Origin of the sequence: Nonomuraea angiospora, from assembly GCF_014873145.1 — a bacterium.
Classification (GTDB): domain Bacteria; phylum Actinomycetota; class Actinomycetes; order Streptosporangiales; family Streptosporangiaceae; genus Nonomuraea; species Nonomuraea angiospora.
On sequence record NZ_JADBEK010000001.1, the window covers coordinates 12,512,588 to 12,533,193 of the forward strand.

18 protein-coding genes are annotated in these 20,606 nt (G+C 70.5%); 7 read left to right on the forward strand and 11 right to left on the reverse strand.

Features of this window, described 5'->3' with window-relative positions:
• The first annotated feature begins 13 nt into the window (after positions 1-13).
• The gene (locus tag H4W80_RS57390; protein WP_192792729.1) at positions 14-466 is read left to right on the forward strand and encodes a dihydrofolate reductase family protein; all 453 of its coding nucleotides are present in this window, start codon (positions 14-16) and stop codon (positions 464-466) included.
• 232 nt (positions 467-698) lie between these two features.
• On the opposite strand, the gene H4W80_RS57395 is transcribed toward H4W80_RS57390, so the two are convergent.
• The 4 genes from H4W80_RS57395 to H4W80_RS57410 form a co-directional block, all read right to left on the reverse strand.
• Entirely contained in the window at positions 699-2,003 is a 1,305-nt protein-coding gene (locus H4W80_RS57395; protein WP_318787550.1) for an MFS transporter, read from the reverse strand.
• 180 nt (positions 2,004-2,183) lie between these two features.
• Positions 2,184-2,867, reverse strand: coding sequence for a DUF899 domain-containing protein (locus tag H4W80_RS57400; protein ID WP_192792730.1), 684 nt, complete (start codon positions 2,865-2,867; stop codon positions 2,184-2,186).
• Between the two features lie 66 nt (positions 2,868-2,933).
• Complete coding sequence (locus tag H4W80_RS57405) at positions 2,934-4,313, reverse strand: MFS transporter (RefSeq protein ID WP_225964260.1); 1,380 nt, start codon at positions 4,311-4,313, stop codon at positions 2,934-2,936.
• Between the two features lie 205 nt (positions 4,314-4,518).
• Complete coding sequence (locus H4W80_RS57410; RefSeq protein WP_318787551.1) at positions 4,519-5,493, reverse strand: LacI family DNA-binding transcriptional regulator; 975 nt, start codon at positions 5,491-5,493, stop codon at positions 4,519-4,521.
• Positions 5,494-5,756: 263 nt separating this feature from the next.
• Here H4W80_RS57410 and H4W80_RS57415 point away from each other — a divergent pair, with 263 nt between their 5' ends.
• Complete coding sequence (locus tag H4W80_RS57415) at positions 5,757-8,411, forward strand: family 78 glycoside hydrolase catalytic domain (protein WP_192792732.1); 2,655 nt, start codon at positions 5,757-5,759, stop codon at positions 8,409-8,411.
• A gap of 107 nt (positions 8,412-8,518) precedes the next feature.
• Positions 8,519-9,118 carry a TetR/AcrR family transcriptional regulator gene (locus H4W80_RS57420; RefSeq protein ID WP_192792733.1) on the forward strand — a complete coding sequence of 200 codons (600 nt, stop codon included), beginning with the start codon at positions 8,519-8,521 and terminating at the stop codon, positions 9,116-9,118.
• Positions 9,119-9,269: 151 nt separating this feature from the next.
• Here H4W80_RS57420 and H4W80_RS57425 read toward each other — a convergent pair whose 3' ends face one another.
• Entirely contained in the window at positions 9,270-10,085 is an 816-nt protein-coding gene (locus H4W80_RS57425; RefSeq protein ID WP_192792734.1) for an SDR family oxidoreductase, read from the reverse strand.
• A 167-nt stretch (positions 10,086-10,252) separates the two neighbouring features.
• Between H4W80_RS57425 and H4W80_RS57430 the strand changes: the two genes are divergently transcribed.
• The gene (locus H4W80_RS57430) at positions 10,253-10,867 is read left to right on the forward strand and encodes a TetR/AcrR family transcriptional regulator (protein WP_192792735.1); all 615 of its coding nucleotides are present in this window, start codon (positions 10,253-10,255) and stop codon (positions 10,865-10,867) included.
• Positions 10,868-10,894: 27 nt separating this feature from the next.
• Here H4W80_RS57430 and H4W80_RS57435 read toward each other — a convergent pair whose 3' ends face one another.
• On the reverse strand, positions 10,895-12,082 hold the full coding sequence (locus H4W80_RS57435) for a phosphotransferase (RefSeq protein WP_192792736.1): 1,188 nt from the start codon (positions 12,080-12,082) through the stop codon (positions 10,895-10,897).
• Positions 12,083-12,458: 376 nt separating this feature from the next.
• Here H4W80_RS57435 and H4W80_RS57440 point away from each other — a divergent pair, with 376 nt between their 5' ends.
• Together H4W80_RS57440 and H4W80_RS57445 are read left to right on the forward strand one after the other, a co-directional pair.
• Positions 12,459-12,953 (forward strand): sigma-70 family RNA polymerase sigma factor, encoded by a 495-nt coding sequence (locus H4W80_RS57440; protein ID WP_225964261.1) that lies wholly within the window; start codon positions 12,459-12,461, stop codon positions 12,951-12,953.
• On the forward strand, positions 12,950-13,639 hold the full coding sequence (locus tag H4W80_RS57445; protein ID WP_192792737.1) for a cell division protein FtsX: 690 nt from the start codon (positions 12,950-12,952) through the stop codon (positions 13,637-13,639). Before H4W80_RS57440 ends, H4W80_RS57445 begins: the two co-directional genes overlap by 4 nt.
• 69 nt (positions 13,640-13,708) lie before the next feature.
• On the opposite strand, the gene cysC is transcribed toward H4W80_RS57445, so the two are convergent.
• Positions 13,709-15,532: an adenylyl-sulfate kinase gene (gene cysC / locus H4W80_RS57450; RefSeq protein WP_192792738.1), complete on the reverse strand. Its 1,824-nt coding sequence runs from the start codon at positions 15,530-15,532 to the stop codon at positions 13,709-13,711.
• Positions 15,533-15,540: 8 nt separating this feature from the next.
• Positions 15,541-16,431 (reverse strand): sulfate adenylyltransferase subunit CysD, encoded by an 891-nt coding sequence (cysD, locus tag H4W80_RS57455; RefSeq protein WP_318787552.1) that lies wholly within the window; start codon positions 16,429-16,431, stop codon positions 15,541-15,543.
• A gap of 175 nt (positions 16,432-16,606) precedes the next feature.
• Between cysD and H4W80_RS57460 the strand changes: the two genes are divergently transcribed.
• Positions 16,607-17,200, forward strand: coding sequence for a GNAT family N-acetyltransferase (locus H4W80_RS57460; protein WP_192792740.1), 594 nt, complete (start codon positions 16,607-16,609; stop codon positions 17,198-17,200).
• A 56-nt stretch (positions 17,201-17,256) separates the two neighbouring features.
• On the opposite strand, the gene H4W80_RS57465 is transcribed toward H4W80_RS57460, so the two are convergent.
• From H4W80_RS57465 to H4W80_RS57475, 3 genes are all read right to left on the reverse strand, one after another.
• A complete protein-coding gene (locus H4W80_RS57465; RefSeq protein ID WP_192792741.1) occupies positions 17,257-17,862 on the reverse strand; it encodes a CGNR zinc finger domain-containing protein in 606 nt (201 codons plus the stop codon).
• A gap of 70 nt (positions 17,863-17,932) precedes the next feature.
• On the reverse strand, positions 17,933-19,360 hold the full coding sequence (locus H4W80_RS57470; RefSeq protein ID WP_192792742.1) for an MFS transporter: 1,428 nt from the start codon (positions 19,358-19,360) through the stop codon (positions 17,933-17,935).
• A gap of 1 nt (position 19,361) precedes the next feature.
• Positions 19,362-20,588, reverse strand: coding sequence for an aspartate kinase (locus tag H4W80_RS57475; RefSeq protein WP_192792743.1), 1,227 nt, complete (start codon positions 20,586-20,588; stop codon positions 19,362-19,364).
• Between the last annotated feature and the right edge of the window lie 18 nt (positions 20,589-20,606).

The window sequence follows — 20,606 nt, forward strand, 5'->3', positions numbered from 1 at the left end:
AGCACGAGCTTCGATGCAGGTCTCCCTCGACCTGCGGATCGAGCAAGTTCCTGGGGACAACGGCGCCGGCGAGTGGCTGCGCATCGACGAGGAGCCGCACCGCGAGTGCAACGCGCTGACGCGGGCGTTAGCGCTCATGGTCCACGGCCGGGTCTACTACGAGGTCATGGAGGAGTACCAGCCACGGGCGCGCGAGGACGCGTCGCCGCCGGACGTCCTGCGGGCCGGCACCGACGGCAGCGTCAGCGTGGGCGGCGCGGCGCTCGCGACGCAGCTGCTCCGGGCGGGACTGCTTGACGAGTTGCTGCTCTTCACCCATCCCGCGATCCTCGGCTTCGGCAGGCCGCTGTTCGACGACTACGACGTGCCGATCGACCTCGACCTGCTCGAGCAGCGATCGTTCAAGCAGGGCGTCACGACGCATCGCTACGCCATCCGGGACGCGAAGGAGACGGGCTCGTGCTGAGGCAGGTCGCGGAGGGCGTGCTGGTCCACGAGAGCGAGTTCGTGCAGAGCAACGCCGTTGTGGTGCGGGGCCGGGCCGGCGCGCTGCGCGGCCACCGTCCGGGATCAGCTGTCGGACGCGGATGCGAAGGCCCGCGTCGCAGGTCGGGGCCGGTGGTGGCGCGGGCGCGTCGAGCCGGGTGGCCAAGGACTGCCGGACGGTAGGCCGGAGAGCAACCGTCGTCACGTTGGCGCTAGGCGGGAGCGTGCGGCGCGTTGCCATCGGTTGAAGTGTCGTCTCCGGCTGCGGAGGCTTCTCCGGTGAAGTGGCGCAACTGCGGGCTGAGCGCGGCTGCAGCGGCGGTCAGGCAGAGCAGCCCGCCCAGCACGATGAGTGCCGCCGCGCCGCCCAGCGCCGCAGCCGCCGCACCGCCGAGGACCGGCCCGAGGGGCTTGAGCGCCATCCCGCCCATGCTCAAGACCGCGCCCATCCGGCCGAGCATCGCTTCAGGCACCATTCGTGCGACCACCACGTTCATCACCACGTTCAGTGAGGGCGTCGACAAGGTGATGAACACCAACGGAACCATCGGCCACCACGCCCCCCAGGGCAGTGCCGTGGCCGCCAGCGCGACACCGAAGACCGTCACGACGGCCAGCAGGAGCCTGCCGGGAGGCAGGAGCCTGCTGATACGGCCCGACAGCAGCGCGCCGGCCAGCCCGCCGATACCGAGACCGGCCAGGACCGTGCCGGTGATCCGGGCATCACCGCCGCGTTCGCCGACGAGCACGATCAGCGGGATGAGGAACGCACCGCCCAGCAGGTTGAGCACCATCACCGCCGCGGTGACCTCTCGCAGGCCAGGCCGGCGCCACAGCCATGCGATGGCCTCAGCCGCTTCCCGGCGCATGCTGCGCCGGATCGGCCGCGGCTCCTCGCCATCATCTCGTACAGAGGCTTGCGGCTCGTCCGCCGGGCGGCGCGGCACCTTCGCGCAAGCGTAGAAAACCGTGGCGGCAAGGAAAGTGATGGTGTCGACGACGAAGGGCACTGCCCGCCCCACGCCGTACAGCAGGCCACCGAGCGGAGGGCCGATCAGCCCGGCCGCGTGGGTACGGGCCTCCTCCTGCGCATAGGCACTGTGCAGCTGGCCCGAGGGGACGATGCCGCGGATCGCCGTTTCCCGGACGGGACCGACGAACGCGGCGCACAGCCCGTCCAGCACTGCCAGTGCGACGAACTGCCAGACCTGTACATGACCGGTGATGATCAGCACCGTCAGCAGCGCGGAGACAGCAGCCTGGAGACCCTGAGCAGTGATGAGCGTGCGGCGGCGGTCCCACCGGTCCACCCAGACGCCGGCCGGCATCTGGACCGCGAGGAAGGCGACGGTGCGGGCTCCGGCGACGATGCCCGCTGCTCCGGGCGAGCCGGTGAGCGCCAGCACCAGCAGTGGCATGGCGAGCCTGGTGAGCTCCGACCCCAGCTGGGAGACCGCACTGCCGACCCACAGCAGTTGAAAACGCGCGTTCTCGCGCAGCGGGACGATGTCGGTCACGAAGCGTCTTCCTTGGATGCGGGACCCGGAGAAGATACCTACCGGAGATGACGCTGTCCAACTTTCACCACCGAGTGGTCTGCACGCCCGCTCTGGCGAACGTGCAGACCACTTCGCACATCCGTGCGACGACTTCGGAAACTGACAGGGTGACTGGTAATCAATGGAGTACGACAGTTCCTACGAAGGGCCGTAGAGCGCGGCGATGTCCTTGGAGGAGGCCCATCGGCTGTAGGTGGGCGACTGCGGCCAGCCGTCAGGCGAGTCCTGCCACTCCTCCTGCCGCCCGTACGGCAGCAGGTCGATCAGCGCGAAGGTGTGGGTGAGCTGCTCGGTGCCCCGGCCGTTGGTGTGCCAGGTGCGGTAGACGGTGTCGCCATCGCGCAGGAACACGTTGACGGCGAAGCCTTCGCCGGGCGGTGCGCCGACGTCGGTGCCGAACGGGCTGTTCGCGGTGGAGTACCAGGCCATCGTGTTCCCGACCCGCCGCTTGTAGGCGAGCGCCTCGTCGATCGGGCCCTGGGTGACGATGACGAACCGGGCATCGTAGTCGTCCAGGAACTCCAGCCGGGTGAACTGCGAGGTGAACCCCGTGCAGCCCGGGCACTGCCACTCCTTGCCCGCGAACCACATGTGGTTGTAGACGATCAGCTGCCTCTTGCCTTCGAAGACGTCCGCCAGCCGAACCGGTCCGTGCTCGCCTTCGAGGGTGTAGTCCGGCATCCGCACCATGGGCAGGCGGCGGCGCTGGGCGGCGATGGCGTCGAGTTCCCGGGTCGCGGCCTTCTCCCGGGCGCGCAGTGCGTCGAGCTGACGCTGCCAGGTCTCGGCGTCGACGACGGGCGGTAGTGCGTTTGTGCTCATGGTCCCTCACTGATCATGTGCGCGGCTTGCAGGTGCGTAGGTATGGACCTGGCCCGGTCGCCGAATTCATCGGTGGCAGGCTGATTCGAGCGGAAAAGCCACGGAACGAAGGCACAGCAGAGGGTCCAGGGCGAACAGCCGTTCACTCGGGCGTCCGGCCGCGGTCAGCGTACGGACTTGACGCGCAGCACGATCACGCCGCCTGCCACCGTGAAGGCGGCCGCGACGAGATACAGCAGCGTGTAGTTCTTCTCCCCCGGTCGCACCCGCGCCCACCGCGAGGAAGAGCGGGGCCACGAGCGGGGCGAGCGCCTGCGGGACGGAGGTGGCGAACCCGAAGATGCCCATGAAACGACCCGCGGAGGTCTCCCGCTCGGGCAGCACGTCGAGCGCCAGAGCCTGGTCCACGGCGGAGAACATGCCCAGCCCCACCGAGCAGATCAGGGACCCGGTGAACAGCAGCGGCACGCTCGACGAAGTGGCCATCACCACGGTGCCCACGCCATAGATGCAGCCGGAGGACAGGACGAAGACGCGGCGGCTGCGGAGCCTGTCGGACAGGAACCCGCCGCCCAAGGCGCCGCCCGCAGTGGCCAGCACGCCGATGCCGGAGACCGTCGCGAGGGTTCCCGCCACCTCCTCGACCGTGGCCCCGAGGCGGGAGGCGAAGAAGAACGCGGTGAAGGTGGTGTTCAGCGTGAGGCCGAAGTAGAAGGCGAAGCGGCCCAGCCAGTTCCACGAGAAGTCGGGGTACTTGCGCGGGTCGACCACGTACTTCGAAGCGAGCGACCGGGCGGTCAGCGGCTCGGCGACGGCCAGGCCGCGGCTGTCCTTCTCCCACACCAGCCAGGCGAAGAGCGTCACCAGCACCGCGCCGACGACGCCCGGCACCATGAACAGCAGCAGGTTGTCACCGGCCAGGGCGCCGGCGGCGACGACGCCGATCACCGGCGCGATCAGGGTGGCGAAACCGCACAGCCCCGCGACCTTGCCCCGCTGCTCCTCGGGCAGCCGGTCGGCCTGCGAGTTCATCAGCGCGCCCAGGGCCGAGCCCCATCCGAGCTGGGCGAGGACCCAGCCGGCGCCGAGCAGGAGAACGCCGGGGGCCAGTGCCATCACGATCAGTGAGACGAGGCCGAGCAGCGTCCCGCCGATCATGTACGGCGTGCGACGCCCGAGCCGGGTGCGGGTGCGGTCGCTGAGGACCCCGATCAGGGGCCCGGACAGGACGGAGACGGCGGCGCCCGCCCCGGTGATGTAGCCGAGGGACTCCTCGTGTCCGGGGGCGAGCTGGGAGAGCCTGATCGACAGGGAGATCGCCACCGGCGTGATGAAGGCGAGGAATACGCCGAACTGGGCCAGCACCATCAGCCAGATGTAGCGGGGGCCGACCTTCGGCAGCGGCTCTGCCGTGTCCGCCGGGGGCGGGGGAGTGTCGAGGTTCATGGGGCTCCGTCCCAGGTAGCACGCTCGACGGGTGAGCGCAGGGGGTGTGGACGGATGTTACGCAGCGATTACTGACACGTGCAAGTAGCCAGGCGCGGAAATTACACGTGTCAGTGGCCGCGTGCCGGCGTCGGCCTCGGGACGCTCTACCGGCTTTCCTCAGCAGGGCGGCTCTCGCTCGGGCCGGCGCTCGCGCTTGGCCCCGTCAGGCGGATTCTCGGACGATCAGGCGCTCGGCCGTCTCTTCCACGCCGGGCACGGGAAGGCCCTTGATCTGTGCGGCCAGATGGGCCGCCAGGGTGCGGCCGTGCGCCGGAGCGTCGATACCGACGGTGGTCAGCGCCGGGTAGGCCAGTTTGGCCATCGGGCCGTCATCCACGCCGATGACGGCCACGTCGTCGGGTACGGCAAGGCCCAGAGAACGCGCCCCGGCCAGCAGCGCGATGGCGACGTCGTCGTTGTACGCGCAGATCGCGGTAGGGGAGCCGGGTTCGGTCCGCCAGGCCGTGACGGTGGCGGTGGCCGCGGAGGGCTCCAGCGGGAGCCGGCGGGCTGTCGGCGGCTGGAGGCCGTGCTCGGCGCAGGCGGCCGCCACCTGTGCCAGGCGGGCTCGGGCGATGCCGTACAGCCGGGGATGCTCGGGCAGCGCGTACCCCAGCCGAGTGTGTCCCTGTTCGATCAGATAGTGGGCTTGTATCCGGCCCGGGGAGCCCATCCAGGACAGCGCCTCCGGCGTGCCGGCGTCCGCGCCGGGGAAGATGATCTCCACGCCGGCCCGGCGCAGTTCGGCGTCCTCCTCCTCGGTGAAGGGGACCACCCCGGCCACGGCGGCCGGCGAGATGGCCGCGCACATGCGGGCCATCGGCGCGAAATGCGATGTCGCGCTGTGATGGGTCAGGAGCGTCAGACCGAGGTCGGCCAGGGCATCGGTCGCCGCCTCCACCATGTCGATCATGGTGGAGCCCTGCGGCCAGTCCGGCAGGAGCATCAGAACCAAGTCGCTGCGACCGCTGCGCAACGCGCGGGCGGGGGCGCTGGGCGTGTAGCCGAGTTTCCGGGCGACGGCCAGCACGCGCTGGCGGGTCGGTTCCGGGATGGACTGGCCGGGGGTGTCGTTGAGGACATAGCTGACCGTGGCTCGCGAGAGCCCCGCTTCGCGGGCCACGTCGACGCTGGTCACTCGACGACGGCGGGAATCGGTCAAAGCTGAGCCTCTTCTGCGCACCTTCTGGCGATGACACGTGCAAGTAGCAATTCTAGCGCGATCAAGGCGGCTTTTCGGTGCCGGTTGAACAGGCGCCCATCTGGGCGGACGGCAATGACGGACCGGCCCGAACGGCCCGACGCCAAAAGCTAGTAACACTCGGTTTTAGTGTTAGTGTCTCCCTCGTTCCAAGACCGGCGAACGGGTCGGCGAACCCGGCTCAACCCCTGGAGCTGCCCATGTCCGTCCCCACCAGCCTGCGCGTCGAGCATCTCGACGTCCCCCTGGGCATCCACGTGTCACGTCCACGCCTGTCGTGGACGCTGCCGGCGGGCAGCGAGGTCCAGCTCGCGTACAGGATCCGCGCCGGCGGATGGGACTCGGGACGCGTGGAGTCCGACCAGTCGGTGCTGGTGCCTTACGGCGGCCCCGCCACCCGGTCCGGAGAGCGCGTGGAGTGGCAGGTCAAGGTCTGGACCGACGCGGGGGAGAGCGACTGGTCGGCGCCGTCATGGTGGGAGGCGGGCTTGCTGGAGCCCGCCGACTGGACCGCACGGTGGATCGAACCGTCCGAGCCGCAGCCGGGAGAGCCGGGACAACGCCCGGCGCACCTGCTGCGCCGGACGTTCGCGGTGCCCGCCGCGGTGAAACGGGCACGGCTGTACGCGACGGCGCACGGCATCTACGAGGCCTTCCTGAACGGACGCCGGGTCGGCGATCTGGAGCTGACCCCCGGCTTCACCGCGTACCGCCAGAACCTGCACGTCCAGACCTACGACGTCACCGCCCTGCTCACCGAGGGAGCAGCGGTGCTCGCGGCGGTGCTGTCGGACGGCTGGTTCCGCGGCCGGACCGGCGCGATGCGGATGGCCGACGGCTTCGGCCCGCGCACCGCGCTGCTGGCTCAGCTCCGGATCGAGCACGCCGACGGCTCGCTGACCGTCGTGGGCACCGACGGCGAGTGGCTCTCGACGACGGCGGAGATCACCGCGGCGGACCTGATGGACGGCGAGCGCCACGACCTGCGGCTGGCGCTGCCCGGATGGTCGGCTCCCGGCTTCGACGCGACCGGCTGGAGCAAGGCCGAGGAGGCCACCGGAGACCTGTACGCGGACTTCGCCCGGCTGACCGCCTCTCCCGCCCCGCCGGTGCGCGTCGTCGAGGAGATCAGACCGATCGAGGTCACGCCCCTGCCTTCCGGCGCTCACCTCGTCGACCTCGGTCAGAACATCAACGGCCGGCTCCGCCTGAGGCTGCCCGTCCAGAACGGCGAGCTGACGCTCACCCACGGCGAGGCCCTCGACGGCGACGGCGACCTCACCACCGAGCACCTGCGGGGCATCGACTTCTTCACCGGCGACAAGCTGCCCGCGGGCCAGGTCGACACCGTCATCCCGTCCGGCCGCGAGGGCGAGACGTTCGAGCCCCGGCACACCACCCACGGCTTCCGGTACGTCCGCGTCGAGGGCGCCGCCGGCCCCCTGACAACGGCCGATGCGACCGGCGTGGTGGTCCACACCGACCTGCGCCGCACCGGTGCCTTCTCGTGCTCCGACGAGCGGCTCGACCGGCTGCACGACATCGCCGTGTGGTCCTTCCGAGGGAACGCCTGCGACATCCCCACCGACTGCCCGCAGCGCGAGCGGGCCGGATGGACCGGCGACTGGATGCTCTACGTGCCCACGGCCGCCCTGCTGTACGACGTGGCCGGGTTCTCCGTGAAGTGGCTGCGCGACCTGGCCGCCGACCAATGGGACGACGGCTGCCTGAACAACTTCGCCCCCGACCCCGGCGGCACGGCGGCGCAGCACCTGCCCGCGGAGCTGCTCGACCGCTTCGCCGGCTCCTCCGGCTGGGGCGACGCCTGTGTCATCGTCCCCTGGGACCTCTACCGCGCCTACGGCGACCTCGACCTCCTGCACGAGTTCCGGCCGATGATGGTCCGCTGGGTCGAGTTCGCCGCCGAGCGCGCCCGCACCCGCCGCCACCCCGGCCGTGTCGAACGCCGCCCCGAGCCCGCCCCCCACGAGCGATACCTGTGGGACGGCGGCTTCCACTGGGGCGAGTGGACCGAGCCCGGCGTCGACCCTGAGGCCTTCCGCACCGCCGACCAGGGCGCGGTCGCCACCGCCTACCTGTACCGCTCCGCCTGCCTGCTCGCACGGATCAGCGAACTGACCGGTCACCACGAGGACTCCGCGCGCTACACGGACCTGGCCGCGCACGTGCTGGACGCCTGGCGTACCGAGTTCCTCGCCGCCGACGGCTCGCTCACCCCCGCCACCCAGGCCACCTACGTCCGTGCCCTGGCCTTCGGCCTGGTCCCCGATCACTTGCGAGCCGCCACCTCCGAGCGCCTGGCGGCTCTGATCCGGGAGGCGGGCACGCATGTGGGCACCGGGTTCCTGGCCACGCCGTACCTCCTCCCCGTCCTGGCTGACCACGGCCATCTCGACCTCGCCTACCAGCTGCTGCTGCGCGACGGCGAACCGTCCTGGATGACCATGCTGGAGCGCGGGGCGACCACCATCTGGGAGCACTGGAACGGCATCGACGCCGACGGCCGTCCGGACGCCTCGCTCAACCACTACAGCAAGGGCGCGGTCATCAGCTTCCTGCACACGCACACCGCCGGTCTGCGTTCCGTCGAAGACCCCGGCCCGGACAGCGCCGGATACCGCCGCTTCACCGTCCGCCCCCTTCCAGGAGGAGGGCTGACCCGGGCGGAGACGACCCTCGACACCCCGTACGGCACTGCCCGTTCCGCCTGGCGCGTCGACGCCGACGGAGGCTTCGAGCTGACCGTCACCGTCCCCGCCGGCACCGAGGCCGAGGTCGTCCTGCCCGACGGCCGCGCCTTCCACGCCCGTCCCGGGACGCACGTCTACCGCTGACCGGCGCCGGAGAACCCCCGCCGACCTCGCAACTCCTCAGAAAGGCTCCCTCCGGGAGGAGCCGGCAAGCGTCCAAGACCGAGAGCCCTCTGGAGTACCGTTCTTCGGTGAGCACCCAGCGCAAACCCCGTGGCCCCTACCGCAAGGGCATCCAGCGGCGCGCACAGATCCTCGACGCGGCTCTGGAGGTCTTCGCCGAACAGGGCGATCGCGGCTCCTCACTCCAGGAGATCGCCGACCGGGTCGGGCTCTCCATTCCGGGCCTCCTGCACTACTTCGGTTCCCGCGAGGAACTGCTCCTGGCCGTCCTGGAGCGGCGCGACACGCTCGAAACCGACCACCTCACCACCGATGGCGAAGGCAAGATCACCAGCGCGGGCGAGGCGGTCGTCCGTACCATCCGCCACAACATGGACCAGCCCGGCCTGGTGAAGCTGTTCGTGGCGCTGTCCGCCGCCGCCACCGAGCCGGACCACCACGCGCACGCCTTCTTCGCCGACCGCTACCGGCGCCTCACCGAGACCACGAAGGCGGGCATGGAGTCCGGCCAGGCGAACGGCACAACCCGCACTGGCGTGAACCCCGAGCACCTGGCCCGCCTTCTCCTGGCAGTCTCCGACGGTCTCCAGGTCCAATGGCTCATGGACCCCACCGTCGACATGGCGGCCATCGTCGAGACATTCAACCGCCTCTGTGAATCCGAGTAACGCTTCGCCTCATAGTCAGCGGTTTGCAGTGCGTCGTCGAGGCCCGCCCGCTCTGGTCGGCGACGGGCGCGGGATGCCGCTGGCCCCCGGCGCCGAGCCCCGTGAGCTCCTTCGCCCTGGCGGCCGAGGAGACCGCCGGGCGGCCGTCTTCTCAGCCCTGCGCGGCGAGGGAGACGTGCTCCCAGTCGGCCCAGGTCCGCAGGCGCTGCCCGTACAGGGCCTTCACCAGCTGGGTGGGCTGCTCGCCGAAGAGCACCCGCAGCGGCGGTTCGTCGGCGTCGACGATCGTGAGGAGGGCGGAGCCGGCGGTCGCGGGATTGCCGGGGCTGCCGGCGCCTCTTCGGGCAGCCATGGCGGCCCTGACGCCGTCGTAGGCGGGGTCAGGTTCGGCGTGGACGGCGGAGGAGCCGGCCCAGTCGGTGCTGAAGCCGCCGGGTTCGACGAGGGTGACCTTGATGCCGAAGCCGGCGACCTCCTGGGCCAGCGATTCGGTGAGGCCTTCGAGGGCCCACTTGGAGGCGTGGTAGCCGCCGAGGGCGGGGAAGGCGCCGATGCCACCGATCGTGGAGATCTGGATGATGTGCCCTGAGCCTTGCGCGCGCAGGTAGGGCAGGACCGCCTGGGTGACCCAGACGGCGCCGAAGAAGTTGGTCTCCATCTGGTCGCGCAGACGCTGCTCGTCCAGCTCCTCGACCGCGCCGAACAGGCCGTAGCCGGCGTTGTTCACGACGACGTCGATCCGGCCGAAGTGGTCGTGTGCCGCCTCGACGGCCTTGGCGACGGCGCTCTTGTCGGTCACGTCGAGCGGCAGAGGAAGGACGAGGCCGCCGAACCGTTCCACGAGGTCGTCGAGCGTCTGGACGTCGCGGGCCGTCGCCGCCACGCGGTCGCCTCGCTGGAGTGCGGCCTCGACGAACGACCGGCCCAGGCCGCGGGACGCACCGGTGACGAACCAGATCTTGTCCATGGATGTCTCCTTTCATCGCCGACTCGGGCGCAGGTCCCGACTCGCGCGGAAGTCCTGACCAGGGCTGCTGCCGTACGTCCGGACCGCTGCCCTGGGCACTCACCATACTGCGATTCTTAGACTGAGTCTAATTCTAGATGTAGTCCAGGGTGGTGTAGACTGTTCGCGTGACCGCCGACTCTCCCGACTCGCCCCGGGCGCCGCATGGGCTGCGAGAGCGCAAGAAGTGGCGAGCGCGCCGCGCCATCCGGGAGGCGGCGTTGCAGCTGTTCGCCGAGCACGGCTACGAGTCGGTGACCGTCGAGCAGATCGCCGCGGCCGCGGAGGTGTCGCGGGCCACGTTCTTCAACTACTTCGCCGGCAAGGAAGCCACGATCACCGAGCCGGACCCCGACGAGATCGCCGCCTGGGCGGAGATCCGTGCGCGCCGTCCCGCCGATGAGCCCCTGTGGCCCGCCCTCACCGCCGTGATCATTGAGAGTTTCCGGTCCAGCGAGCGATCACTGGCGGCCCAGAAGCGCATCAAGGCCGCCTCGCCGGACCTGGCCGGCACCTTCATCCGCTCGAGCCAGTGGATCGCGCGAGACCTGCGCGAGTGGGTCGACCAGCGGACCCCGGCGGAGCAACGTCCGTGGGCCCGCCTGCAGCTCAACGTCGCCATGGCGGCGCTGGTGACCGCCTACGAGGAGTGGCAGGCCGACCAGCCCTTCGAGCAGTTCGTCGAGACCGCGCACGCCTACCTTCAGCGACTCGCGGACGGCGTTCACCCGTCCGGCCGATAACGCGCGCGCCGGCTGTGCAACCCTTCTTCAGATCGCCGTGAAGGCGGCTGCCACTTCTTCCCGGTGCTCGGCACACCACGCCAGCAGTCGCTCCGTCGGGACGATCAGCTCGGCGGCGCCGTGGTTGCCCCGGGTGTAGTGGAAGTCCAACTGCCAGAAGCTCGTCATCCGTCTCCACCACAACCGGTCGAGAGCGTCCGCCGCGTCCTCCGGCCGCAGCAGTATGAGACGGCGGTAGCCGGCGACGAACGCGCCGACACGTTCCAGATCCAAGAGGCCTTCCTTGGACATGAACTGGACCATCGCCGTGCGGGTGAGTTCTTCGGCGAACGTCCGGACCTGGATGCGGTCCCAGTCCAGCACTGCTGCGATCTCCCCGTCGTGCCACAGAAGGTTGCGGTACTGCAGGTCGCCGTGGGTCCACCCGGCGGGTCCGGCAGGTGAGTCACTGGCGGGCCGTCGCTCGCCGTACTCCTGGAGCAGCATCTTCCGCTGCTCCAGGAGCTCGGCCACGGTCACGTCGAACGGCAGCCGGACCTCAAGGGAGGAGATGAGCCGCAGGTAGCGGTCCGCTTCGGCGATGGCGGCACCCTGGTCGGCGACCTTGGAACGTGGAGCGGCGGTCATCCGGGCCAGGCCGGATCCTGGCGGGAGGCTGTTCAGCCGGTGGTGGATGTGCCCGGCCAGCTCGCCCAATCGGCCGGCCTGCTCCAGCGACAGCTCCGGGCCCCGCAGATGGGAGCCCTCGGCCCAAGGGAGGAGAACGTACGCGACTGCCGTGCAATGAGTTCCGCGGAAGGAGGCCAGGTCGAGCACCACCGGGACAGAGTCGTCGGCGCCCTTGACCTGCGCGGACCTCATGAGGCCGGCGGCGAGGGACAGGAGCTGGGTGGTCTTGCCCCCACCCGGAGCTCCCAGCAGGAGGAGCGACCGGCTCGCCGCCTCGAACGAAGTCAGCACCCGGTCCGGAGCCTCCGCCTGCTCGGCCGCCACGGTGAGCTCGTCCGGAGGCCGCACTCGCTCAGGGGCGTCCTGCAGGTCGATGCCGGCCCAGGCGGCCGGCTGATAGGCCAGCCTCGCGTCCAGCGCAGAACGTGCTTTGCGCAGTGCCCTGTCTCGGAATCCGGTGGGGAAGGTGCCGGGCGGCGACGCCCTGCGGTCGGCGCGGTATTGCGCGGAAGCGAGCCACGTGGCCACCGCTCCCAGGAGGTGCACCGCCGGTATCGCCCACGGGGGCCAGGGCCGATTTCAGACTGTACGCTCGCCGATCGGCGGGAATTCAGCAATACCTCCGACCCGGGGGATCGAGCCGGCCGTGCACCATGACCAGCCCATCCGGTCCCAGACGGCGGGGTGATGGGCCGGCCTCGCCCGGTATCCCGCCCCCCGCCGGACCGCCAAGCCACCTCCGCCGTCTTGGCGTACGGGCCCCTGCGCCGCGCCCGTCCTTCCCTTCTTCGTGCAACAGGGGTGACGGCCGGAAATACCACCGTGGCACCCTTTTCAAAGTCGTGGGCCGAGCCGAGCAGCAAACCGAGCAGCCGAACGTCTCTGGAATGTGAAAGTCGAACTGCTCTCCGAAGGAGAGCCCTTGGCGCGAGAACGCGTGGATGTCGCGGCGATCTTCGCCGCCCATCATGTGGGTCTTGTCCGGCTGGCGCTGATCATGCTGGGTGATCAGGCGACCGCCGAGGACGTGGTCCAGGAGACGTTCGCGCGCGTCCACGCGGGAAGGTCCAGGATTCAGGACCCTGACCGCGCGCTCGCCTACATCAGATCGGGTGTGCTCAACGGCTGTCGATCGGCGCTCAGACGCCGGGCGCTGATGCTCCGGCGAGCCGTACCGTACGATCCGCCGGCCGGGTCCGCCGAAAGCGCCGCGCTGGTGAGCGAGGACCGCCGGATGGTGCTGGCGGCACTGCGCCGGTTGCCCCGAAGGCAGCGGGAGGCGCTGACGCTGCGCTACTACTTCGACCTCTCCGACCAGGAGGTCGCCGAGACCATGCGGATCAGCGCGAGCACGGCGCGGTCCACGATCGCCCGGGGGATCAAGGCCCTCGGCCGTGTACTCGAGGAGGACGCGTGAACAGTTCCGTGGAGACCCGGCTGCGGGACGCCCTGGCCGCGGTCGGAGACACCGTCGACCGGGCGAGCGTGCGGCCGCTGATGCCGCCTCGGCGGCGCAGGTTCCGCGTGCGAGCCCGGTTCGCGGTCATCGGTGCCGGGCTGGCGATGGCGGGGGCCGCCGGCGCCGTCACCCTGGCGCCGGCCGACCGGCAGCCGGTCGTGCTGGCGGCAGGTGTGTCGCCGTTCATGGCGGGAGACTGGACGGAGGGCAAGCCGGAGATCGCTGTCTTCCTGTGCAAGGCAGGATCGGAGTCCCCCTCGTGCGGGGCGGTCGTCGAATCCAGGCAGGGCGCCGTCGCTTCAGAGATCATCGCCGAGGGGAAGGGCATCACGGTCGCTCAGCAGGCCGATCTCGAACGAGTCCTGCGGGCCAGACCGGAGCTCGCGTCGGTCACTTTCGAGGACCGGCGCGCGGCCTACACGAAGTTCCGGCAGGAGCTGCGGCAGCGCGGCGACACCAAGCTGGCCGCCGCCCTTTCCGTCAACGACATGCCGAGCTCCTTCCGGTTGAAGATGAAGCCGGACGCTGACTGGAGCGCGGTGGCCGAAGCGGTGAAGGGCATGCCGGGGGTGGACGCCGTCATCAACCAGAAGTGCGTCGACGAGCGTGACGGGTCGGTCCCCACGGAGTGCGTCGTCAGGTAGCCGAGGCGAAGAGGTCTCCGGACGCGACACCACCAGTGACGTGACGGAGACCCTTCGAGCGGGACAGCCTCAGTCGTGCAGCAGGGCGCACAGCTCGTCTGTCGCGTCGTCGAGCGAACCGGTGCCGTCGACCACCAGGTCGGCGTGCTCCGGCGGCTCGTACGCCTGCCCGAGGCCGGTCAGGTTCGGCAGCGTGCCGGCCTTCGCCTGGGCGTACAGGCCCTTCGGGTCCCGGCGCGCGCACACCTCGGCCGGGGTGTCCACCCAGACCTCGGCGAAGTCGCCCGGCTGGAACAGGCTCTTGGCCACCGCCCGGTCCGTCCGGAACGGCGAGACCAGCGCGACGATCACGATCAGCCCGGCGTCCAGCAGGATGCGCGTCAGCTCGGCGACCCGGCGCACGTTCTCCGCGCGATCCTCCGGGGTGAACCCGAGGTCCTTGTTCAGCCCGCTCCGGACGTTGTCGCCGTCGAGCACGTACGTGTGCAGCCCCATGGCGTGGAGCCGCCGCTCCAGCGCGTTGGCGATCGTCGACTTGCCGGCGCCCGGCAGGCCGGTCAGCCACAGCACCTTGGCCCGCTGCCCCTTCAGCCGCTGCCTGGCGTCGCGGTCGACGGTGTAGGCGTGCGGAACGACGTTGCGGCCGCGCCGCAGCGCGTGCCGGACCATGCCGGCCGCCACGGTCTCCTTGCTGACCCGGTCCACGAGCAGGAAGCTGCCCGTCTCCCGGCACGTCCGGTAGCCGTCCAGGCAGATCGGGGTGTCGGTGGTCAGCTCGACCGTGCCGATGTCGTTGAGGCCGAGCGTACGCGCGGCGAACTGCTTGCCGGAGACCACGTCCATCCGGCCGCGCACGCTCGTGACCACGGCGGGCACGCTTCGCGACCCGGCCAGCAGCAGGTAGGAGCGGCCGTGCCGCAGCGGCTCCTCGGCGGTCCAGACCAGCGTGGCGGAGTACGCCGTCGCCGGGGAGAGCCCGTTGCCGAGGGCGCCCGGTGTGGTCAGCAGGTCACCGCGACGGACGTCGACGTCGTCGGCCAGCGTCACCGTCACGGGGGTGCCGGGGCCGGCGTGGTCGAGGTCGCCGCCGCCGGGGCCGAGCAGCCGCTCGATCCTCGACTCCACGCCGCCGCCGGCGACCGCGACGCTGTCGCCCGGCCGGACCGGGCCGCCGACCACCGTGCCCGCGAAACCGCGGAAGTCATCCGCCCGGATCACGTACTGGACGGGCAGCCGGTAGTCGCCTTGCGGCCGGTCGGGCGGCTCCCAGGCCGACAGCGCGCCGAGCAGCGTCGGCCCGTCGTACCAGGGCAGGTTCGGCGAGGGGTCGACGACGTTGTCCCCGCTGAGCGCGCTGGCCGGGATCACGCTCGCCACCTGGTCGAGGTCGTCGGCCGCCGACAGCACCTCGCTCGCGAGCTTCTCGAACACCGCCTGGTCGTAGTCCACCGCGTCGAGCTTGTTGACCACGGCGATGACGGCCCGCACGCCCATCAGCGCGCAGATCGCCAGGTGACGGTGGGTCTGCTCGCGGACCCCTTTGGTGGCGTCAACGAGTAACACGGCGACGTCCGCGGTGGAGGCCGCGACCGCCATGTTGCGGGTGTACTGCTCGTGTCCCGGCGCGTCGGCGATGATCACCCGGTGCCCGGACGGCAGGTCCAGGAAGAGGTGGGCGACGTCGATGGTGATGCCCTGCTCGTGCTCTGCCTCCAGGCCGTCGGTCAGCAGCGAGTAGTCGACCTCTCCGGCAGGAATCGTGGAACCGCCGCGCCTGGTGTTCCGCGCGTAGTCGAGCTGGTCCTCGGTGGCGCTGCCGGTGTTGGCGAGCAGCCGACCGATGAGGGTGGACTTGCCGTCGTCGACCGAGCCGCAGGCGATCACTCGAAGCACCGGAATCATCAGAAGTACCCCTCCGACTTCTTGCTCTCAATGGATGTGCCGCCCTCGCCGTCGATGAGCCGGCCGGCGCGTTCGGACCTGCGGTCGAGCCGCATCTCGTCGATGATCTCGTCGAGGGTCTCGGCCTTCGACTCGACGGCCGCGGTCAGCGGGTAGCAGCCGAGCGTGCGGAACCGCACCTGGCGCAGCAGCGGCCGCTCGCCGGGCGACAGCGGGAAGCGCTCGTCGTCCACCATGATCAGCGAGCCGTTCCGCTCGACGACCGGGCGGGGTGCGCTGAAGTACAGCGGCACCACGGGGATGCCCTCCCGCCTGATGTAGCGCCAGACGTCCAGCTCCGTCCAGTTGGACAGCGGGAACACGCGCATCGACTGGCCTTCGGCCAGCTCGGTGTTCGCCCACCACCAGAACTCCGGACGCTGCGAGCGCGGCTCCCAGCGGTGGCCGGGCTCGCGCAGCGAGAAGATCCTCTCCTTGGCCCGCGACCGCTCCTCGTCGCGCCGCGCGCCGCCGATCGCCGCGTCGAACCCGCCCTCGTCGAGCGCCTGGCGCAGCGCGACGGTCTTCATGATCCGCGTGTGCTCGTGCGCGCCGTGGGTGAACGGTGTCACCCGCTCGGGGTTGGTGTGCACCCGCAGGTCGAGCCCCAGCCGCCGGGCCGTGTCGTCCCGGAAGGCGATCATCTCGCGGAACTTCCAGAGGGTGTCGATGTGCAGCACCGGGAACGGCATCCGGCCGGGCGCGAACGCCTTGATCGCCAGGTGCAGCAGCACCGAGGAGTCCTTGCCGATCGAATAGAGCAGCACCGGCCGGCGAAAGGCGCCGGCGACCTCGCGCATCACGTGGATCGCCTCGGCTTCGAGCATGTCCAGGACGTCTTCTTCGGCCACGTATCGGCCCTCCGTCGTCGCTAACGGTTCTTCGTGGTCCAGCCGCCGGCCGCGGTGTCGAGCGACCTGAAGGGCGGCGGGCGGGTCGGTCCCCCTGATCCCCGCGGCCATGCTCCTCTATAGTAACCTATAAAAGCCTTATAACGGTTATTCGCGTCAGATTGGCGGTGCGGCGATGAATGCGACGGCATCCGGCTCCCTGACTGTCAAGGAGCTGTCCAAGAAGACCTGGAGCGACTTCGAGGCCGTTCTAGGAACGAACGGAGGCGCCCGCGGGTGCTGGTGCATGCACTGGCGGCTGTCCATCGCGGAGTGGACGGAGGGAAAGGGCGAGGGAAACAAGCGGGCCATGAGCCGCCTCGCCCAGCGCGATCCGGCGCCCGGCGTCGTCGTCTACGAGAACGACACGCCGGTGGCGTGGTGCTCGCTCGGGCCGCGTTCCTCGTTTCCCAGACTTGAGCGTTCGCCGCTGCTGGCGAACATCGACGACGAGCCGGTCTGCGCGATCACGTGCGTCTTCGTGCAGAAGAAGCGTCGCGGCTCCGGGCTGCTGCCGGCCATTCTCGAAGCCGTCTGCGAGTACGCGGCCTCCGCGGGCTACCCGGCCGCCGAGGGCTATCCGATCGAACCTCGCGCCGGGAAGCGCGCGGGCGCGGACACGGCGATGACCGGGATAGCCAGCGCCTTCCTCGACGCCGGATTCTCCGAGGTGGCCCGCCCGCGTGCCGATCGGCCGATCATGCGGCGCAAGCTCCGTGCCGCCCGATGACGCGGGTCAGCGGTGCGTCCGGCCGATCGCGCGTCGCCGGGTGACGCGAGCGGCGATCAGCGGTGCGTCCGCCCCTGACGGTGGCGGCGCGCCTTCTCGCGATTGCCGCAGATGTTCATGCTGCACCAGCGGCGGCGCCCGCCCCGAGAGGAGTCCAGGAACAGCCAACCGCATCTCCCGCACGCCCTGATCCGGTCGCGCGGAAGGGTGAACAGCGCCTGGACCACCAGCAGTGACAGGGCCGCGGGGATCGCCCCCGGCGCCGTCCAGTCCACGGTGAAGCGGTCGAGCGCGGGATCGATCTGCTGGACCTGCTCGGCCCGCACGCCCGCCCCGGCCCGTTCGAGAAGCGCCCCGAAAGGTCCGGCCGGCACCGCCTCGCCGTGCGCGACGGCGCTGAACACGGCCCACGCCTGCTCGCGGACGGCCTGAACCTCCGGCACGAGGCCGCTCGCGGAGGTCTCCGTCAAGGACGGCACCTCCTCGAACAGCCCCGCGGACGCGCACCACGTCAGGACGTCCGAGGGTGCCTTCAACAGCTCGCCCTCCTCGGCCGGGTGGGTGCGGTCGAAGACGGTGTTCGTGAGGTCCAGGACCGGGTGGCCGCCGATGAAGTGGGCGTCCTGCCAGGGTGACCGGGCCTTGGTAGCAAGAGTAACCATTATAAGCAGTATATATGGTTCTCGGCCGTAGGCCAGGGCGCAGGCGCATCGGGAGTATCGGGAGCCCGGGCTACGCGATCTCTCCCTGGAAACGTCTCCGGAGAAGGACGGTCGTGATGACCGCCGCGACCGCGAACCCGACCGAGCACCACAGAGACCAGCGCCAGCCCGCGAGGACGGCGTCGGCCCCACCGGTGACCCTGGCGAAGTGGGCCGCCACCGACGTCACGACTCCGACGCCCACGGCCAGCCCCAGCTGCTGGGAGACGTTGATCAGAGCGCCGGCCGTGGCCCGTCGCCCCTCGTCGGCGCCGTTGGTGCCGGCGATGCTGGTCGTGATCAGCGCGAGGATGTGGCCGAAGGCGTTCACGGAGGTGCCGATCAGGATGAGGGCGAGGCCGTAACTCTCCGGCAGGCCCACCATGATCAGGATGCCGATCGTCTCGATGACGATCCCGGTAAGGAGGACTCGGTAAAGCCCGAAGCGCTCGACGAGTTTGCCCGCGTAGATCCCGGTGACGATCGCGATCGCGCCCGAGACCGCGAACGTCAGGCCGGTCGTGAGCGCGCCCAGGCCGAGATGCGTCTGCAGGTAGAGGGTGAGAATGAACAGCATTCCGCCGTAGGAGCAGATCAGCAGGACGTTGACCAGGTTGGCCGCGCCGATGGCGGCGGTGCGGAAGATGGAGATCGGCACGAGGGCGTTGTCCTTGCGGGACTCCACCCAGACGAACAGGGCCACGGCGGGCACCGCGATCCCGGCGGCGAGCAGGATCGGAGCCGACACCCAGCCGTACTTCTCCCCGTCGGTGAGGGCGAACACCAGCGCGACCATGCCCGTGGTCGCCAGGGCGACGCCGATGAGGTCCAGGTGGCGGGAGGCGTGCGTGTCCCGGCTCTCATCGAGATAGGCCCTCGCGAGCAGGCCGGCGACCAGGACGATGGGCACGTTGATCAGGAAGACGGACCGCCAGCCGGCGTACTCGGTGAGAATGCCCCCGAGCACCATGCCGGAGACGAACCCCGCCGACAGCGCCGACCCGTAGATGCCGAGCGCGCGTTCGCGCTGCGCTCCTTCCGGGACGGCCGCCTGGAGCAGCCCCAGACCCGCCGGGGCGATGAACGCGGCGGCGACCCCCTGCAGGGCGCGGCCCGCGATGAGAGCCGCCGGCGACCAGGCGAGGCCCGCGAGGAGCGAAGCGAGGACGAAGCCGGCCATGCTCCAGATGAACACCCGCTTTCTCCCGAACAGATCGGCGACCCTTCCCCCGAGGAGGAGGAAGCCGCAGAAGGCAAGGGGATAGGCGGAGAGCACCCACGCGATGCCGCCCCCGGTGAATCCCATGCCCTCGCGAATGCTCGGGGCGGCGACGTTGATGATCGAATAGTCGAGGGCGACCAGGAACTGGGTGCCGCAGATGACGGTGAGCTGCCAGAACTGCCGTGACTGGAATCTGCTCTCCACCCTTCCAGTCGCGTGCGACGATGCTTCGCTCATTTCACATCCTTTTCGCGGGTGTCGGGTCGAGGAACGTCCGGTGAAGGTGCGTCACGGCGTCGAGTACGTCGTGTTCGGCGCAGGTGATGGAGATTCGCCGGGCCTGGACGGTCAGGTCCCCCACGATGACGCCGCGGGCCTTGAGCGTGTCCAGCAGGAGGTGCACCTGGGGATGGCGGGTACGGAACCCGCGGCCCACCAACGACACCTTCCCCACGGGCCCGGACCAGTGGCGGCTGGTGAAGGCACCGGTCGCGCGCAGGTCGGCGAGCACCCCGTCGACCTGGTCCCGGTCCGCGGCGTTCACGACGAACCGCAGCGAGCAGGGCGGGCCGGCGGCCAGGCGGCCGAGCATGTCCACGTGCAGCAGCGGATCGGACAGCGCGGCGGCGACCGCGGCCAGGGCGGTGGGGGCGACCCCGTCGAGTCGGCAGCGGAGCTGACCGGTCCGGTGGGCGACCCCCACGGCGGTGAACCGCTCGCCGTCGAGCGGCGCGGCCGGGCGGAGGCCGGTCACCCAGGTGCCGGCCGTCTCGGTCGTGCTGGATCGCACATGTACGGGAACGCGATGGGTGCTGGCGTACTCCACGCTGGAGTGTGCGAGCACCGTGGCGCCGCCGGCGGCCAGCTCGGCCATGTCCTCGTAGGAGAGCTCGTCCAGCTTGCGGGCTTCGGCGATGAGCCGTGGGTCGGCGGTGAACACGCCCTCGACGTCGGTGAATATCTCGCACGCCTCGGCCCGCAGCGCCGCGGCCAGGGCGACGGCGGTGGTGTCGGAGCCGCCCCGGCTCAGCGTGGTGAGCTCGCCGCTGTCCGCGGCGATGCCCTGGAAGCCGGTCACCACAGGGACATGGCCGGTCGCGACGCATTCGCGGATCCGTGCCGGGTCGACGCTGACGATACGCGCGCAGCCATGCACTCCGTCGGTGATGATGCCGCCGTCGCGGGCGCTGAACGAGCGGGCCGGCACGCCCAGTTCGTGCAGCGCCAGCGCGAGGGCGGCCGCGGAGGCCTGCTCACCGGTGCTGAGCAGGAGGTCCAGTTCCCGGGCGTGTGGCCTGGCCGTGAGGTTGCGGGCCAGGTCGAGCATGGTGTCGGTGGCACCGCCCATCGCGGAGACCACGGCGACCACCGACCCGTCCGCGGCGGCTATGCGCTTGGCCGCGTGACTGATCCTGCTCACGTCACCCAGTGATGTTCCGCCGTACTTCTGTATCACCAGGTCCATCGGTCTACTCCTGCGCCA